Annotated in this window: 16 protein-coding genes; 5 read left to right on the forward strand and 11 right to left on the reverse strand. The window is 59.3% G+C overall.

Annotated features, from left to right (window positions below):
- Nucleotides 1–66: 66 nt before the first annotated feature.
- The 6 genes from QKB66_RS02860 to uvrA form a co-directional block, all read right to left on the reverse strand.
- Nucleotides 67–867 (reverse strand): TrmH family RNA methyltransferase, encoded by an 801-nt coding sequence (locus QKB66_RS02860; protein WP_061922657.1) that lies wholly within the window; start codon nt 865–867, stop codon nt 67–69.
- 150 nt (nt 868–1,017) lie between these two features.
- Complete coding sequence (locus tag QKB66_RS02865; protein ID WP_248092012.1) at nt 1,018–1,449, reverse strand: TM2 domain-containing protein; 432 nt, start codon at nt 1,447–1,449, stop codon at nt 1,018–1,020.
- Between the two features lie 233 nt (nt 1,450–1,682).
- Nucleotides 1,683–2,066 carry a 50S ribosomal protein L20 gene (gene rplT, locus QKB66_RS02870; RefSeq protein ID WP_061922666.1) on the reverse strand — a complete coding sequence of 128 codons (384 nt, stop codon included), beginning with the start codon at nt 2,064–2,066 and terminating at the stop codon, nt 1,683–1,685.
- A 54-nt stretch (nt 2,067–2,120) separates the two neighbouring features.
- A complete protein-coding gene (gene rpmI / locus QKB66_RS02875; RefSeq protein ID WP_046646844.1) occupies nt 2,121–2,315 on the reverse strand; it encodes a 50S ribosomal protein L35 in 195 nt (64 codons plus the stop codon).
- A 36-nt stretch (nt 2,316–2,351) separates the two neighbouring features.
- Nucleotides 2,352–2,873, reverse strand: coding sequence for a translation initiation factor IF-3 (gene infC, locus QKB66_RS02880; RefSeq protein WP_082778602.1), 522 nt, complete (start codon nt 2,871–2,873; stop codon nt 2,352–2,354).
- Between the two features lie 304 nt (nt 2,874–3,177).
- On the reverse strand, nt 3,178–6,015 hold the full coding sequence (gene uvrA / locus QKB66_RS02885; protein WP_414252649.1) for an excinuclease ABC subunit UvrA: 2,838 nt from the start codon (nt 6,013–6,015) through the stop codon (nt 3,178–3,180).
- Between the two features lie 112 nt (nt 6,016–6,127).
- On the opposite strand from uvrA, the gene QKB66_RS02890 reads away from it, so the two are divergent.
- The 4 genes from QKB66_RS02890 (at nt 6,128) to QKB66_RS02905 (ending at nt 11,168) form a co-directional block, all read left to right on the forward strand.
- Nucleotides 6,128–6,730 (forward strand): MBL fold metallo-hydrolase, encoded by a 603-nt coding sequence (locus QKB66_RS02890; RefSeq protein WP_061922676.1) that lies wholly within the window; start codon nt 6,128–6,130, stop codon nt 6,728–6,730.
- A 127-nt stretch (nt 6,731–6,857) separates the two neighbouring features.
- Nucleotides 6,858–7,775 (forward strand): DoxX family protein, encoded by a 918-nt coding sequence (locus QKB66_RS02895; protein WP_248092003.1) that lies wholly within the window; start codon nt 6,858–6,860, stop codon nt 7,773–7,775.
- 86 nt (nt 7,776–7,861) lie between these two features.
- Nucleotides 7,862–10,093, forward strand: a complete 2,232-nt coding sequence (locus QKB66_RS02900; protein ID WP_311518297.1) for a HelD family protein — start codon at nt 7,862–7,864, stop codon at nt 10,091–10,093.
- A 10-nt stretch (nt 10,094–10,103) separates the two neighbouring features.
- Nucleotides 10,104–11,168, forward strand: a complete 1,065-nt coding sequence (locus QKB66_RS02905) for an App1 family protein (protein ID WP_311518295.1) — start codon at nt 10,104–10,106, stop codon at nt 11,166–11,168.
- Between the two features lie 66 nt (nt 11,169–11,234).
- Here QKB66_RS02905 and QKB66_RS02910 read toward each other — a convergent pair whose 3' ends face one another.
- The 5 genes from QKB66_RS02910 to rpsA all read right to left on the reverse strand — a co-directional run bounded on the left by QKB66_RS02910 (nt 11,235) and on the right by rpsA (nt 16,551).
- Entirely contained in the window at nt 11,235–11,675 is a 441-nt protein-coding gene (locus QKB66_RS02910) for a universal stress protein (RefSeq protein WP_061922687.1), read from the reverse strand.
- 191 nt (nt 11,676–11,866) lie between these two features.
- Entirely contained in the window at nt 11,867–13,960 is a 2,094-nt protein-coding gene (gene uvrB, locus QKB66_RS02915; protein ID WP_061922690.1) for an excinuclease ABC subunit UvrB, read from the reverse strand.
- Between the two features lie 18 nt (nt 13,961–13,978).
- Nucleotides 13,979–14,341 (reverse strand): DUF4259 domain-containing protein, encoded by a 363-nt coding sequence (locus QKB66_RS02920; RefSeq protein WP_311518293.1) that lies wholly within the window; start codon nt 14,339–14,341, stop codon nt 13,979–13,981.
- Between the two features lie 69 nt (nt 14,342–14,410).
- Nucleotides 14,411–15,010, reverse strand: a complete 600-nt coding sequence (gene coaE, locus QKB66_RS02925; protein WP_248091994.1) for a dephospho-CoA kinase — start codon at nt 15,008–15,010, stop codon at nt 14,411–14,413.
- Nucleotides 15,011–15,090: 80 nt separating this feature from the next.
- A complete protein-coding gene (rpsA, locus tag QKB66_RS02930; protein ID WP_414252650.1) occupies nt 15,091–16,551 on the reverse strand; it encodes a 30S ribosomal protein S1 in 1,461 nt (486 codons plus the stop codon).
- A gap of 240 nt (nt 16,552–16,791) precedes the next feature.
- Here rpsA and QKB66_RS02935 point away from each other — a divergent pair, with 240 nt between their 5' ends.
- Nucleotides 16,792–17,529, forward strand: coding sequence for a class I SAM-dependent methyltransferase (locus QKB66_RS02935; RefSeq protein WP_414252651.1), 738 nt, complete (start codon nt 16,792–16,794; stop codon nt 17,527–17,529).
- Nucleotides 17,530–17,550 lie beyond the last annotated feature (21 nt).

Raw genomic sequence — 17,550 nt, forward strand, 5'->3', positions numbered from 1 at the left:
TGCGCGAAAACTAACGGCGCTAATCATACCGTAGTGACCGTCACAAGAAGCCAGCAGGGGCACCAGCTAGCGGCTATGAGACTTCGCAGATTCGTAAAGACAGATAGAAGCGGCGGTGGCGAGATTCAGCGACTCCGCGCGGCCCAAGATCGGGATGCGCACGCGCATGTCTGCCTCGTCGAGCAGCTCCCCCAGCCCGTGTGCCTCGTTGCCGAATAGCCACGCGGTGGGCTGGCTGAGATCTGCCTCCGCAAGGTCGACCTCGCCGTCGGCTGCGGTGGCAAGAATCTGCATACCAGACTTGCGCAACTGGCCTAGGACGTCCTTGATGTTAGGGTCGCGCGCAACGGGAACGTGGAAGAGCGAACCTGCTGAGGAACGCGCCACCTTGCAGCCTAGGGGATCAACAGTCTCGCCGGCGAAGATGACGCCATCGGCGCCCATGGCGTCAGAAGTCCTGATCAAGGTACCCGCGTTGCCTGGCTCCGAGGTCAAGACCGGAACCGAGACCAGACGTGGTTTGGCGTTGAGAATCTTGCCCACTGACCACAGCACCGGCTTGCAGAGGGCAAATAGCCCGGTGGTGCTTGCGGTATCAGACATGTGGCGCGCTGCTTTATCCGTGATGGGATGGACGTAGACATCCATGTAGCCGGCAGCGGTGACGATGTCTGCGAAACGCTCGGCTGCCTTCTCGGTGACGAAGACATCGGTTGCGGCACCGGTGGACACTGCCGCGTCCACCGCATTTTCGCCCTCAATGATGAACTGCTTGGCCTTGCGCCTATTAGCCGCGCGGTGCAGCTTGACCGCATTAACGATGCGCGGGGTTCTCTCAGTAAAAGCAGATTCAAAGTCCAATTCCATAGCCCCAAATCTAGCAGCGCATACGCCCCACACACCAAAAGGATTAAGCCACACCCCAAAAGCACCAAAAGCCCCAGAAAACCACCAAACCCACCACAGCAAAAGCCGTAGTGGGCAAGTATTAGAGCGCGGGCTTAAGTGAGCAAATGCTTAGCGACGCAGCGGGATACCGCGGCCATCGCGGTCGTAGCCGCCGGCACCAGCGATGATCATGATGAACTCGACGAACGCCCAGATCTCGAGGGCGCCACCGATAAAAAAGCCGATGAACACGACGAGGGTCACAGCGGAAACCGCGAACGTAATCAGCTGTGCGATACCGCGGTTGGTCTTGCCCAAGTAGAAGTTGTGCGCGCCCAAGTAGCCGAAGAAGAAAGCCAGCAGCATCGCTGCAACCCAGGACTTCTGCTCGACGCCTGCTGGGTACTGCTGAACTGGGTAGGCCTGGCCGTACTGTGGCTGACCGCCCTGGTATGGAGCAGGCGCAGGAGCGTTGTTGTTGAACTGCTGCGGCTGTTGGCCAAACGGGTTCTGCGGCTGGTTGCCGTAACCTTGAGGGTTTCCGTTGTTTGGATAGGTCATAGAAGGCTCCTGAGAAATGGGCAAAAGATGAAAAAGGAATACACACCGGAAAAGTCCGCGCCGTGTGTCACAGACAAATTAGCACGAGCTAACTGCGATTTCCTAGATGGGTATAGATAGCTGGGGAAAAATCCCCAAATACATAAAAGCTCCCCCTACCCTTTCACGTCAAAATTGACGGAAAGTAGTAGCGGGAGCTTTAAAAGCAATACGCTTTGCGCGTACCTATTTAATTAGGCAGCTTTCGGAGCGTTGATGTCCTCCGGCAGAGCAGCCTTGGCTGCCTCGCACAGTGCGGAGAACGCCTCGAAGTCGTTGACTGCAAGCTCAGCGAGGATCTTGCGGTCAACCTCGATCTCAGCCAGGCGCAGGCCGTGGATGAGGCGGTTGTAGGTGATGTCGTTCATGCGGGCAGCGGCGTTGATGCGCTGGATCCACAGCTTACGGAACTCAGACTTACGAGCGCGACGATCGCGGTAAGCGTAAGTCATGGAGTGCAGCCACTGCTCCTTAGCCTTACGGTAGAGGCGGGAACGCTGGCCGCGGTAGCCCTTAGCGGACTTCAGAATCGCGCGACGCTTCTTCTTGGCGTTAACTGAGCGCTTTACTCGTGCCACAGTATTACTTCCTTATCTTGTGTGGGTCTAGTAAGTGGGTTGATTCGGCGCTAATTAGGAGCGGCCGAGCAGGCGCTTTACGCGCTTGACGTCGGAAGGTGCAACGTCCTTGGTGCCCTTGAGACGACGGGTCTGCTTGGATGGCTTGCCCTCCAGCAGGTGGCGGCGGCCAGCCTGCTCACGGCGCAGCTTGCCGGAACCGGTCACCTTGATGCGCTTGGCGGTGCCCTTGTGGGTCTTCTGCTTCATGAGAATTAAGTCCTTAAATCCTAAGTGGAGTTTGGTCTACTTCTTGCCCTTGCGGACGGGTCCCAGAACCATGGTCATGTTGCGACCATCCTGCTTGGGGCGGGACTCGACGGAGCCGTACTCAGCGACATCCTCGGCGAGGCGCTCCAACAGGCGGAAACCAAGCTCCGGACGCGACTGCTCGCGGCCACGGAACATGATGGTTACCTTGACCTTGGAACCCTTCTCCAGGAAGCGCACCACGTTGCCCTTCTTGGTCTCATAATCGTGATCATCGATCTTCGGACGGAACTTCTGTTCCTTGACCACAGTCTGCTGTTGGTTCTTGCGGGCTTCGCGAGCCTTCTGAGCCTGCTCGTACTTAAACTTTCCGTAGTCCATGATCTTGGCTACGGGCGGCTTTGCATTAGGTGCGACCTCAACAAGATCAAGGTCTGCTTCGTATGCAAGCTTGCGAGCATCATCAGTACGGACGATGCCCACCTGTTCACCACCGGGGCCAACTAGACGGACCTCGGGTACTCGGATGCGCTCATTGATGCGAGCTTCAGCGCTGATTGTGGTTCTCCTCGATTAAGGGGGTGGGTTAGTGATGTGCCTACCGAGACCACAAACGAAAAACCCGGTCTGCCATAAGGCAGCCGGGAGTTCTCACAAAAATGCCGAGGTATTAACCTCAACCCTTTTACCTTTATCCTTCGAACCGAATAGATTCGCGGCTTCAGGTGGGAGAAACTCCGCTTGTGACCCGTGACCTCCTGGAGAAGGCCCTACGGGCGGTAGTGCTGATTAGTATAACCCCCACTTCCCGCAGAGCCAAATCGCCACGCGCAACTAATTGCGCGCTCACTGCCAGAGGTGACTACAGGAGCTCCTTCAGGAACTGGCCTGTATAGGAGCCTTCCACCTTTGCGACATCTTCTGGTGTGCCCTCGGCTACGACGCGACCGCCGCCATTTCCGCCTTCGGGGCCCATGTCCACGATCCAGTCAGCGGCCTTAATCACGTCAAGGTTGTGCTCGATGATAAGAACCGAATTACCCTTGTCCACCAGCCCTTGGATAACCAGCATGAGCTTGCGAATGTCTTCGAAGTGCAGGCCCGTGGTTGGCTCGTCCAGAATGTAGACGGTGCGCCCCTTGGTGCGTTTTTGCAGCTCAGCAGCAAGCTTTACGCGCTGCGCCTCGCCGCCAGACAGCGTGGTGGCCGCTTGACCCAGGCGAACATAACCCAGTCCGACGTCGACAAGCGTGGCGAGGTAACGGTGAATCGAGGTGATCGGCTCGAAGAACTCGGCGGCCTCGGAGATAGGCATATTGAGGACCTCAGCGATGTTCTTGCCCTTGTAGAGGACCTCCAGGGTTTCCCGGTTATAGCGCGCACCCTCACAGACCTCACACGGGACATAAACGTCCGGCAGGAAGTTCATCTCGATCTTCAACGTGCCGTCACCCTGGCAGGCCTCGCAGCGGCCACCCTTTACGTTAAAGGAGAAACGGCCTGGCTTGTATCCGCGCACCTTTGCCTCTTGGGTCTCCGCAAAGAGGTTGCGAATCTTGTCGAATACACCGGTGTAGGTAGCCGGGTTGGAACGCGGGGTACGGCCGATCGGGCTCTGGTCCACCTGCACCAGCTTGTCGAGGTGCTCGACGCCCTCGACGCGCTTGGCGCGGCCTGGCACCTGGCGCGCACGGTTGAGCTTGTTGGACAGAGTCTTGGCCAGAATCTGGTTGACCACCGTGGACTTGCCGGAACCCGATACACCGGTGATGCAGCAAAGCACGCCGAGCGGAATCTCAACGTCGATGCCCTTCAAGTTGTTTTCCCGAGCGCCGACTACCTTGAGCTTGCGTTCAGGGTCAATCTCACGACGCTTATCCGGCACCGCCAGCACACGCTTGCCAGACAGATACTGACCCGTAAGCGATTCTTCCTTATCCATGATGCCGGCGGGCTCACCTTGATAGACAACCTCGCCGCCGTATTCGCCGGCGCGCGGGCCAACATCAACAAGCCAGTCGGCCTCGCGGATGGTGTCTTCATCGTGCTCAACCACAATCAACGTATTGCCGATGTCGCGGAGGCGCTTCAAAGTAGCGATGAGGCGCTGATTGTCACGCTGGTGCAGACCAATGGAAGGCTCATCCAGCACATACAGCACGCCAGCCAGACCCGAACCAATCTGGGTTGCCAGGCGGATGCGCTGCGCCTCACCACCAGAAAGCGTGGAAGCTCCACGATCCAAGGTGAGGTAATTCAGACCCACGTCGAGCAGGAATCGCAGGCGGGCCTGAATCTCCTTCAATACTGCGCCAGCGATGATTTCCTCGCGGTGCCCCAGTACCAGCGAGTCAAGGAACTCCGCGGCCTCTTCGATAGACAGCGCGGACAGCCCCGCGATGGACTTCTCGCCGTGCGCGGTGGAGGCAAGCCGCACAGCCAAGATCTCCGGGCGCAGGCGCGTGCCATTACAGGTATTGCAAGCCACCCGGCGGGTGTACCGCAGCAAACGGTCCTTCTGCGACTCGGAATCGGCCTGCTCGAGCTTGCGCTCCAAGAAGCCGATCGCACCCTCAAAGGGAGCGGTCCAGTTGCGCTGCCTGCCGTAGCGGTTCTTATAGCGCACATTTACTTCCACGTCGGTGCCGTAAATCAGGGCATCGCGCTGCTGCTTTGTCAGCTGTGAAACCGGAGTCTGCGGATCAAAGCCCAACGTCTTACCAAGACCCTCGACGAGCTTGACGAAGTAGCGCGAATTCGGGCTGGAATGCCACGGCTGGATAGCGTCGACTGCTGGGGCGTCAGGATCCGGAATCAGCAGATCTACGTCGACCTCAAGGCGGGTACCTAGACCGTCACATTCTGGACAGGAGCCGAAAGGCGCATTGAATGAAAACGCACGCGGCTCGTATTCCTCGATGGTTAGGGTGTGACCATTGGGGCAGGCGGCCTTCTCCGAGTAGGTATGCGTGAGCTCGGGGCGATCGATGAAGTCTAGGGTAACGAGACCGTCTGCCAGGCGGAGCGCAGTTTCGACAGAATCGGTCAGACGCTGCTTTTGTGAAGCCTTGACCTGCAAACGGTCCACCACCACGTCAATATCGTGCTTGATCTGCTTCTTCAGCGTCGGCGGCTCAGTTAATTGATAAACCTCGCCATCAACCCGCACGCGGGAGAAACCCTGAGATGCAAGATCGGCAAAGAGATCCACAAACTCGCCCTTGCGGTGTCGCACCACGGGAGCCAGGACCTGGAACTTTAGCTTTTCCTCGAGTTCAAGCACTGTGTCCACGATTTGCTGCGGGGTCTGACGCTCAATCACGGCGTCGCACTTCGGGCAATGCGGCGTGCCCGCGCGGGAGAATAAAAGGCGCAGATAGTCGTAGATCTCCGTGATGGTGCCCACCGTAGAACGCGGGTTGTGGTTGGTGGACTTTTGGTCAATCGAGACCGCGGGAGAAAGGCCGTCAATGAATTCGACGTCAGGCTTGTCCATCTGACCTAGGAACATGCGGGCGTAGGAGCTCAGCGATTCAACATAACGCCGCTGGCCTTCCGCGAAGATAGTGTCAAAAGCCAACGATGATTTACCGGAACCGGAAAGGCCGGTAAAGACCACCATCTTGTCGCGCGGCAGGTCGATATCGACGCCCTTGAGATTGTGCTCGCGAGCACCGCGTACGACCAAACGATCAGCCACTTATTGCCTCCTTTGTCAGCCTAGCTTCGCGCCCATCCTAGGTTCTGTTGGGGATAAGCAGCCAGACCAGTGAAAAATGTCTATCTCGAAATCTACCCGTAGGGTTGGACACATGAATAACGCACTAAAGCTCAAAAGTATTTCCGTGTCCGAGATGGACAACAACTGCTACCTCATCTGTGCCGGGGAAGAAGCACTGCTTGTCGACGCCGCGGATGACGCTCCCGCACTCCTCAACTTGGCCAAGGAAAACGGCGTCCGCATTAGCGCCGTGCTTACTACCCACCGCCACTGGGACCATGTCCGCGCCACTAAGGAAGTAATCAAAGCTACCGGCGCTACCCACTACGCCTCCTTCCTCGACTCCCCTGCGATGCCGGCGCCTGTCGACGTCGAGTTGAAGCAGGGAGACACACTGACTTTCGCAGGCCACGAATTCCCGGCGATTATTTTGCGCGGCCATACCCCAGGCGGCGTCGCCATCGCCGTCGATATCGATGGGACCACGAATCTCTTCGTGGGCGACAGCCTCTTCCCCGGCGGTGTGGGCCGCACCGATTCGGAAGGTGACTTTGTACGCCTTTATAAAGACGTCAACGAGCGCATCTTCGATGTCTACCCAGATTCCGCCATCGTGCGACCCGGCCACGGCAAATCCACCACTTTGGGTGAGGAGCGTCCAAAACTTGCTGAATGGTGGCAGCGCCGCTGGTAGATGCGACCTTTGCACACCAGGTGGTGGGTGGATAAGCACGGTTTCCACCCACAGCGGTCGGCGTTTTCCGTACACTGGTGAGAAGTTCATTACTTTACTCAATGAATCTCAACGAATGGAGTAACAAGTGATTCGTAAGTTTGCTCGCCCTATGCTGGCTTCTGTTTTTGTCTGGGACGGCGTCGATACCCTGCGTAACGCCTCCGACCACGTAGCCGAGACCGAGTCCGTTCTGCAGCGTCTGCGCAAGGTTGTCCCGGCACAGTACGCCGGTTACATCCCGAACGACCCAGAGCTGGCTGCCCGCGCAGTCGGCGGCCTGAAGGTCGGCGCCGGCTCCACCTTGGCGCTGGGCAAGGCACCGCGCACCTCCGCAGCAGTGTTGGCGCTTTCTACCCTGCCTAATCTCCTCGGCCGCAACGCCTTCTGGGAGGCAGAGGATTCTGAGGAGAAGAACAATCGCCGCAACGGTTTCATTACCAACACCGCTCTGCTTGGCGCACTGTTCATCGCTACCCAGGACACCGAGGGTAAGCCGTCCCTGGCATGGCGCGCATCCAAGTCCGCCGAGCGCACCAACAAGAAGATCCAAAAGGCTCTGCCGACCAAGTCCGAGCAGCAGAAGTTCGCTGATAACCTCTCCGACCGTGCCGACGAGTTCTCCACCAAGGCCAGCGATTGGTTCGAGGGCGCTAAGGAATACGTCGATGACAATAAGGATGACTGGCAGGCAACCGGCAAGGACCTGGTGGATTCCGCTCGCTCCTTCATCGAGGACAGCGCCGAGCAGGCAAAGAGCTTCATCGATGACAACAAGGATGACTGGCTATCCACCGCCCAGGAAAACGCTGAGCTGGCTCGCAAGAACGCTGTGAAGGCAGCTTCCAAGGCACAGGAGCGCGCTGACTTCGCTCGCGCACAGGTTGATACCAAGGCCAACAAGCGTGCTGCCAAGAAGGCTTCCAAGCGCGCTGAGAAGCTGCAGAAGCAAGCTTCCAAGAAGCTCGACAAGGCAATCAACAAGTTCGGTGACCGCCTGAACTAAGCCTTTAACCTCCAACGGCCCAGCAAGGTATGCTGGGCCGTTGTCGTTTTATCAATCTCTTCGCGTATTGAGGTGTATTAACCGTCGTGGCCTCCCCAGAAAATAGCCCAAATCACCCGCAGAACGAGCAGGTAGCACAGGAGATTGCCGCTGAGCAGGCCTACGTTGACAGCCTCTTCTCAAGGCTCGACCACGAGGTCGCCCAAGCCAACGAACGCCTCAACGAGGTGCAGGCCGCAGTGGACCCGCACACGCCTGATGCGGATGCCCTCGTCCGCCGTGAAACGGAGTACCACGGCCTGCAGGCCAAGCTGGACCGCCTCAATCTCGCGCAGCTAGGCCTCGTCTTCGGCCGCATCGATATCGATGCCCCAGGCGATAATCCCACCGCAGAAGGCCTAGACCGCCGCTACATCGGCAGGATGGGCTTGGATGCCCGCGAAGAGGATTACCGCACTCTCCTGCTGGACTGGCGCGCGCCGATGGCACGACCTTTCTACCTGGCCACCACAGCGCAGCCAGAGGGCGTTACGGTCCGCCGCCACATCCGTACCAAGGGCCGAACCGTAACTGATATCAACGATGAAGTCCTCTCCGGTGCTGGCGCGGCGGAAGAAACCGCGGGCGTCGCCAGCGAGTCCGCGCTCTATCACGCACTGCAGCGTGCTCGCACCGGCCACATGGAATCCATCGTGGAGACCATTCAGCGCGAGCAAGACGAGATCATCCGCGATAACACCCGGGGCGTACTCGTGGTCGAAGGTGGTCCCGGCACGGGCAAGACCGCAGTAGCTTTGCACCGCGTGGCTTATCTCCTCTACACCCATCGCGAGCAGCTGGCGGCCACGGGCGTGCTCATCGTAGGGCCTAATTCCACCTTCCTTGACTACATCTCGCGCGTCCTTCCAGAACTGGGTGAAACCGGCGTGGTTCTTTCCACCATCGGTGAACTCTTCCCCGGCGTTCGCCCCACCCACCATGAGTCTTTGGCCGCGCGCGAAATCAAAGGTTCGGAGGCGATGGTGGAAATTCTCGCAGCCGCGGTGAAAAACTACCAGACGCTTCCAGCAGGCCCGCGCCGCATTCGCGCGGAGCACTTGGAGCTGACCGTCGACACCGCGATGATTAAGGCGGCCCGCACCCGCGCGCGGCGTTCGCGCAAGCCGCACAATGACGCGCAGGCGGCCTTCGCCGAACATCTCACGGAGTCACTCGCTCAGCAGATGGCAGAAAAAATTGGTGCCGACCCACTAGGTGGCAAGAACCTGCTTTCGCGTGCGGACATCGACCAGCTCCACGATGACCTGGCGGAGGAGCCACAAGTGCGCGAGCTCATCGACGAGTTCTGGCCTACCTTGGACCCGCGCGCAGTGCTGGCGGATTTGCTATCTTCGCATGCGCTTATCGACGCCGCGGCACCGGACTACGACGCCGAAACCCGCGACGGCCTGTACCGCGCGCAGGGCGACGCCTGGGCGCCATCCGACGCCGCGCTCCTCGACGAGCTCGCGGTACTCATCGGCATGCCGAACCCAGAGGAGGAAAAGGCTGCCGCGGATCAGGCCTGGCGCGAGCAAGTTGCCGACGCCGAAGACGCGCTCGACATCTTGTCCTCCTCCGATTCCACGGACAACGACGATGACATGTTCGACGCCGAAATCCTGTCTGCACACGACGTCATCGACGCTGAGACCCTTGCCCGCCGCCAAGAGGTGCGCGATAACCGCACCACCGCGCAACGTGCCCAGGAAGACTACACGTGGGCCTACGGCCATATCATCGTCGACGAGGCCCAGGAATTAAGCCCGATGGAATGGCGCATGCTCTTTCGCCGCAGCCCGTCGCGCTGGATGACACTCGTGGGCGATACCGCGCAAACCGGAGCGCCCGCTGGCGTAGACGATTGGGCCGAAGCGCTTGAACCCTTCGTGGCCCAGCGCTTCCGCCACCACAAGCTGACCGTGAACTACCGCACGCCGCAGCCGATTACCGAGCTGGCCAATTCCCTCCTCGAGCTCATTAACCCCGAGGCAGCTCCGGCTGTGGCAGTCCGCGACGGCGCGGAAGTCGTCTTCACCGCGCAGCCAGCAACGCACACACCGGGGACTTTCACCGATGCCGACGGGCGCTTGAACGCCGTCATCACGCGCGAGAACGTCGAGGAGATCAAGGGGCTCGAATTCGACCACGTGGTGGTCGTTGACCCTGATGCCATCGTGGCCGCCTCGCCTCAGGGCCTGCAAAATCTCTACGTTGCACTCACGCGTGCGACGCAGACGCTGACCTTGGCCGGCCGTTTCCAAGAGACTTTCCACTAGTCTGGTGGGCATGGCTCTATCTGACATCGCACGCAAAATTGAACGCTCCACAAATAAGGTGGCGCTAGAGCGCACCACCCGCAAAGGCTGGACGCCGGAACTTACGGGTTATGCCGGATACGGCAACACGGAATTCGTCCACGTCTTGGGCCGCGTGCTCATGCACGATCCAGCGGCCGAGGCCACCGAGACGTGGGCGCAGCGCGGTTACCGTCAGTTTTTCACGATTCAGGTAAACAACCTCGACGTCCGTGTCACGGTCAATGGCAAGACCGTCCACGGCCGGACCAATTACAACGGCTATCTCGATATCTTGGTCCACGAGCATGGGCTAGGTGCCGGCTGGCACGAGGTAGTCATCGAGGCAGACGGCGCCGAGCCCATTACCTCCGAGGTGCTCATCGTGTCTGAGGACTCCCCGCTGGGCGTCGTCAGCGATATCGATGACACCGTCATGGTGACGTGGCTGCCGCGTGCGATGACTGCGGCCTGGAACTCTTGGGTCAAGCGCACCAACTCCCGCCAGCCGGTTGAAGGCATGGCGCGCTTCTATCAGCAGTTGCAGGAACAGCACCCAGAGATGCCTTTCATCTATCTGTCCACCGGCGCGTGGAATACCTACGACACCTTGGTCAGCTTCATGGAGCACAACGGCTTCCCGCGTGGTCCACTCCTGCTGACTGACTGGGGCCCTACCCCCACCGGGCTTTTCCGCAACGGCCAGGAGCACAAGCGCGTGCAGCTGCGTAACCTCTTTATCGCTTTCCCATGGATGAAATGGCTGCTCATCGGTGACGATGGCCAGCACGATCCGCTCACCTACGGTGATGCCGCGAACGAGCACCCAGACCGCGTGGCCGCGGTGGCCATCCGCAACCTTTCGCCGCAGGAGCAATTGCTTTCCCACGGTTCACTGGGCCCGCTTGCCGACGCCAACGAGGAAGGCTCGTTTAGCATCCCCCTCATCCAGGGCGGTTCCGGCTCGGAGCTCGCCGCACAGATGCACAAGATTTCGGCGGAGCTTGAGGCTGAGGCGTTTGCAAAGGACGCAGCGGAGACCGACGACGTCGAGTAGCGCAAGCGAAAAGCCCAGTCAGATTCCCCGCGAGGGAATCTGACTGGGCTTTCTTAAAGCAAGATATTAGCTCACGGTGTGAACAATCATAACGTCGCAGTCAGACTGACGAGCAACGTCAGCCGGCACGGAACCCAGCAGGCGGCCGGTCAGGGAGTTGATGCCGCGGTTACCAACGACGAGCAGCTCGGCCTGATTGTCATTAACGATGGACATCAGGGCCTGGACCGGGGTGCCCGGGCGGACGGCGGTCTCTACCTTGGTGGCACCGAACTTCTCAGCGTGCTCCTTGCCGGTGGTGAGGTTAGCCTCTGCCTTCTGGTCACCCAAAATGGTCACGGAATCCTGGCGCAGGGTCTTGGAAGCCTGCTCCTGGTTCTCGTAATAAGCGCAACCGATGATAAGAGTTGCATCGAATGCGGCGGCGATCTTAGCGGCGCGCTCCACTGCAAGGAGGGAGGACTTGGAACCGTCAGTGCCGACCACGATCTTCTTGTAATCGCTCATGATGACCTTTCTTCAGGGGCCTTATACCCCAAATGATGATGCAGAATGTGCAAATTGCTAATCCTTATAAAGGCGCAAACGTAAGTTTAACAACTTTGTGACCTGTCCGTTGCGCAACGTGGCATTTTATACCCCGAATGGAAAGTGCTGTTTTTCTCACTTTTGGTGCCGTTTGTCGTCACCGCAGCACACTAGATTCCCGCCTCTTTCAGGCCACGCAATTCCTTCTTCAAATCGGCAATTTCGTCACGCAAACGACCCGCCAATTCGAACTTCAACTCGCGGGCCGCAGCCCCCATTTGGGCGGTGAGGTCGTCGATAAGCTTTTGCACTTCGTCGGCAGCCATGCTCGAAACGTCGGGTTTGTCCACCATCGCTGCTGGGTCGGCGGAGTCCTGCTCTTCCCCATCGGATTCGTAGACCTGGTCCAAGATGTCCGCAATCTTCTTGCGCAGCGGCTGCGGGTCGATGCCGTGTTCCTTGTTATAGGCAATCTGCTTTTCACGGCGGCGCTCGGTCTCATCAATGGCCTCTTGCATGGACTCGGTGATTTTGTCCGCGTACATGATGACCTCGCCCGAGACATTTCGAGCCGCACGGCCGATAGTCTGGATGAGCGAGGTGGTCGAGCGCAGGAAACCCTCCTTGTCCGCGTCCAGGATGGCCACCAGAGAGACCTCCGGAAGGTCAAGGCCCTCGCGCAAGAGGTTGATGCCCACGAGGACGTCGTATTCACCAAGGCGCAACTGACGCAGCAGCTCCACGCGCTGTAGGGTGTCGATGTCCGAATGCAAGTAACGAACCTTGACGCCGTGTTCCAAGAGATAGTCGGTGAGGTCCTCGGCCATGCGCTTGGTCAAGGTGGTAACGAGCACGCGTTCCTGCTTTGCGGTACGGGTGCGGATCTCGTCGATGAGATCGTCGATCTGCCCCTTGGTGGGCTTGACCGTCACCTTTGGGTCGATCAGGCCGGTTGGGCGAATGACCTGCTCGACATACTCGCCCTGAGAGGCAGTCAGCTCGTAGTTGCCCGGAGTAGCAGACATATAGACGGTCTGGCCCACGCGCTCTTCGAACTCGTCAAAGGTCAGCGGGCGGTTATCCGTGGCCGAAGGAAGGCGGAAGCCAAACTCCACGAGGTTGCGCTTGCGCGACATATCGCCTTCAAACATGCCGCCGATCTGCGGAACCGTCACGTGGGACTCGTCGATGATGGTCAGGAAGTCCTGCGGGAAGTAATCCAGCAGCGTGGCCGGCGCAGAACCTGCCGGGCGGCCGTCGATATGGCGGGAGTAATTCTCGATGCCTGAGCAAAAGCCCACCTGCTCGATCATCTCGAGGTCATACTCGGTGCGCATGCGCAGGCGCTGGGCTTCGAGCAGCTTGCCGCGGTTTTCTAGATCCTCCAGGCGCTCAGCCAGTTCCGCCTTGATGTCTTCCACGGCCTTGGCCATGCGCTCCGGCCCCGCCACGTAGTGCGTCGCCGGGAAGATGCGCACCTCGTCGACGCGTTCTAAGACGTCACCGGTCAGCGGGTGGATGTAGTAAAGCTCATCGACATCGTCGCCGAAGAACTCAATGCGCACCGCACGCTCCTCATATGCCGGAATAATATCCACGGTATCGCCCTTGACACGGAAGGTACCGCGGGTAAAGCCGACGTCGTTGCGCTCGTATTGGATATCTACCAAAAGGCGCAGGAAGCGATCGCGGTCGATCTCCTCGCCTTCCTCAATGACCACCGAGCGGTCCAGGTAGGACTGCGGGGTACCCAAACCGTAAATGCACGAAACGGAGGAAACTACGACGACGTCGCGGCGGGACAGCAGCGACGAAGTGGCAGAGTGACGCAGCCGCTCGACGTCCTCATTGATGGAGGAATCCTTCTCGATGTAGGTATCGGTCTGCGCGATATAGGCCTCGGGCTGGTAGTAGTCGTAGTAAGAGACGAAGTACTCCACGGCGTTATGCGGCAGGAGCTGGCGCAGCTCGTTCGCAAGCTGTGCCGCCAGGGTCTTGTTCGGCGCCATAACCAGCGTGGGGCGCTGCTGCTGCTCAATCAGCCAGGCCGCCGTTGCCGACTTGCCGGTACCGGTAGCGCCCATGAGCACAACGTCGCTTTCGCCACGACGCAGGCGCGCGTCTAGCTCCGCGATGGCGGAGGGCTGGTCTCCGGAGGGCTCAAACTCTGATTCCACCTTGAATTCGGCGGAGCGACGCTCCACCTCGCCCACTGGGCGATGCTCAGAGACCGGCAAAATTGGATGTTCCGCTGCAAATGCCATGCCCGCAAGTCTAGCGTTTTAGGGCAAGGCAGCGCGCACAGCCATAATCCACGTCTCTAGCTCACCGGTGGGTTCCCACAGTGCGTACACGGAAGAGGAATCCGGGTCGAGGGTGGCGTTTATCTGCTTGCGTAACCACGCCCGCGACTGCGGCTTGTAGAGCGCGTTGATGCTTTCTGTGCTAACACCCTGGGGCAAATGTTCAGGTGAGGTCTTGGCCAACATGCCAAGGGCAATGACCATCTCGGCCTCGTCGACGTCGAGTTGCGGGGCGGCGCACATGCGCTTGAAACGTTCGAAATCGAAGGAGCCATCACGAATAGCGGTGAGCAGGTCGCACGCCGCGTGATTGTCGAAAGGTCCTACATCCCACGTTCCCATAGATTGAGACAATAGGAAAGGAAAGTGAACGCAGCTAAAGCGCAGCGTTAACATTCATCGCAACAAAATTTAAATTTTCGCGTCGAGGGCCGCCACTAGTCGCTCTACTTGCGGCACCAACGCCTCGCGCGCACCGTTGTTGTCGATGACGAGATCCGCTGCGGCCAGGCGCTCCTCATCCGGGATCTGTGCCGCTATCCGACGCCGCGCGTCTTCCTCGTCCAAACCTCGGAACTCGACGAGGCGGCGCACGCGCTCCTCAACAGCGACGTCGACCACGACCGTATAGTCCATGCCGTGGTGCAGACCTTTGTCCACCAATAAGGGCATGTCATAGACGGTAAAAACTTCACCGCGTTTGCGGGCCTGCGCGAAACGGGATTCGGTCTCAGCCGCAATGCGCGGGTGGGTGATTTCGTTGAGGCGCGCGGTAGAAGCGACGTCGCCAAAAGCGCGCTGTGCCAACAAGCCTCGATTCAAGCTGCCATCCGCTTGGAGGATGTCGGAACCGAAAGATTCTGCCAGCTCCGCTAGGGCGGGCTGGCCCGGCTCGACGATGTCGCGCGCAATCTGATCTGCGTCGACCACGTTCCAGCCGCGTTCTGCCAGAAGCTCGGCCACGGTGGACTTTCCGCTTCCTATGCCACCGGTCAAACCAATCAGTTTCATAATTGGCCAGGGTACGCGAAAAGGCCGCACCCCGCGCTTGGAAGCAAACGGAGGATGCGGCCTTTATGAGCTAGCTGGGATTAGTTGCCAGCGAGCTTGTCGCGCAGAGCAGCAAGCTGCTCGTCGGAAGCCAGGGAGCCGCCAACCTCAGCCGAAGCCTCGGATACCGGAGCTGCATCGTTGGACTCGGAGGAGTAGTTGGAGGACTCGTTAGCCTCTGCAGCCTCAGCGGCTGCGGCACGGTTGCGCTCGATCTGAGCGGTGTGCAGGTTGAAGCGACGCTCGGACTCCGCGTAGCGTGCCTCCCAAGCCTGACGCTGCTCGTCGTAGCCCTCGAGCCACTCGTTGGTCTCTGGGTCGAAGCCCTCTGGGAAGACGTAGTTGCCCTGCTCGTCGTAGGAGTCAGCCATGCCGTACTTGGACGGATCGAACTCTTCGGTGTAGTCCTCGTCTGCCTGCTTAACGGACAGGGAGATACGACGACGCTCGAGATCGATATCGATGACCTTGACCATGACTTCCTGGCCAACGGTGACAACCTGGTCCGGAACCTCGACGTGGCGCTGAGCCAGCTCGGAGATGTGAACCAGGCCCTCGATGCCCTCTTCGACGCGAACGAATGCGCCGAACGGAACGAGCTTGGTGACCTTGCCCGGGACGATCTGGCCCACAGCGTGGGTGCGGGCGAATACGCGCCATGGATCTTCCTGGGTAGCCTTCAGGGACAGGGAGACGCGCTCGCGGTCGAGATCAACGTCGAGAACCTCAACGGTGACCTCGTCACCGACGGTGACGACCTCAGATGGGTGATCGATGTGCTTCCAAGACAGCTCGGAAACGTGAACCAGGCCGTCGACACCGCCGAGGTCGACGAATGCGCCGAAGTTGACGATGGAGGAAACAACGCCCTTGCGGACCTGGCCCTTCTGCAGCTGGTGCAGGAACTCGGAGCGAACCTCAGACTGGGTCTGCTCGAGGAATGCACGGCGGGACAGAACAACGTTGTTACGCTGCTTGTCCAGCTCGATGATCTTTGCTTCCAGCTCCTGGCCGATGTACGGCTCCAGGTCGCGGACGCGACGCATCTCGACGAGGGAAGCAGGCAGGAAGCCACGCAGGCCGATGTCCAGGATGAGGCCACCCTTGACAACCTCGATAACGGTACCGGTAACTGGCTCTTCCTTGGCGTGCAGCTCCTCGACTGCGCCCCAAGCGCGCTCGTACTGTGCGCGCTTCTTGGACAGGATCAGACGGCCTTCCTTGTCCTCCTTGGTGAGAACGAGTGCGTCGATCTGATCGCCGACCTCGACGACCTCATCTGGGTCGACGTCGTGCTTGATGGACAGCTCGCGGGATGGGATGACGCCTTCGGTCTTGTATCCGATGTCGAGCAGGACCTCGTCGTGGTCAACCTTGACCACGGTGCCCTCGACGATGTCACCATCGTTGAAGTACTTGATGGTGGCGTCAACGGCAGCGAGGAAGTCCTCAGCGGTTCCGATGTCGTTGATCGCAACCTGAGGGGTGTTAGAAGTTGGCATATGTAGAAATGCTCCGAATTGATGTAGGAGATCGTAAATGGACAGTTACGCGTCTCTCGAAAAGCGTCTCTAAACAGGCAAAATAGCGATAGTTTAGGATGGATTCCGATCCCGCCGTGACGATGTATAAAGCCCTCCTACGGAAGCCTTAGACAACCCACGGCATAGACACGCCCGTGCAATACTACATCCGCGCAGCTAAAACGGCAAATACTTCAATTTTTCACAAGGACTTCATCCATGCAGACTCCCTCCCGCGCGAACCAATCCTTTTGGGACAACGATGCCGCGGCCTATCATGCCGCGCATCCGGAATATCTTTCCTCCTTTTATTGGTGCCCGGAGATGCTGCACGAGGCTGACGCACACCTGCTTGGCGACGCCGCCTTCCTCGCCGCCGCGCGCGTGCTCGAGATTGGCTGTGGTTCAGCACCTTGTACCGCGTGGTTGCAGGATAAGGCGGGCTTTGCCACCGGCTTCGATATCTCACGCGGCATGCTCTCCCACGCGCCGAGCGGCCTGCCGCTAGTACAGGCAGATGCCCTAGCGCTGCCCTATGCCGACGAGTCCTTCGACATCGCCTTTTCTGCTTTCGGCGCTTTCCCTTTTATTGCTGACTTGGACGCGGCACTGACCGAGGTCCACCGCGTGTTGCGCCCGGGCGGGCGCTTGGTCATCTCCGCTACTCACCCGATGCGCTGGTTTTTCCCCGATGACCCGCTAAACCTCACCGCTGAGCTCTCCTATTTTGACCGCGCCTACTTAGAGCACGACGCTGATGGCAACTTGAGCTACGCGGAGTTCCACCGCACACTCGGCGACTGGGTGCGTGCGCTACAAACCCGCGGCGGTTTTCTCATCGAGGACGTCCTCGAGCCGGAGTGGCCGCAAGACCTCGACATCACCTGGGGCCAGTGGTCGCGCGAGCGCGGCGAAATCTTCCCCGGCAGCATCATTTTTATCTGCACCGCCGTTTAGCAGCAATCGACTATGAGTAAT

The organism is Corynebacterium sp. c25Ua_89 (genome assembly GCF_047459735.1).
Classification (GTDB): domain Bacteria; phylum Actinomycetota; class Actinomycetes; order Mycobacteriales; family Mycobacteriaceae; genus Corynebacterium; species Corynebacterium simulans.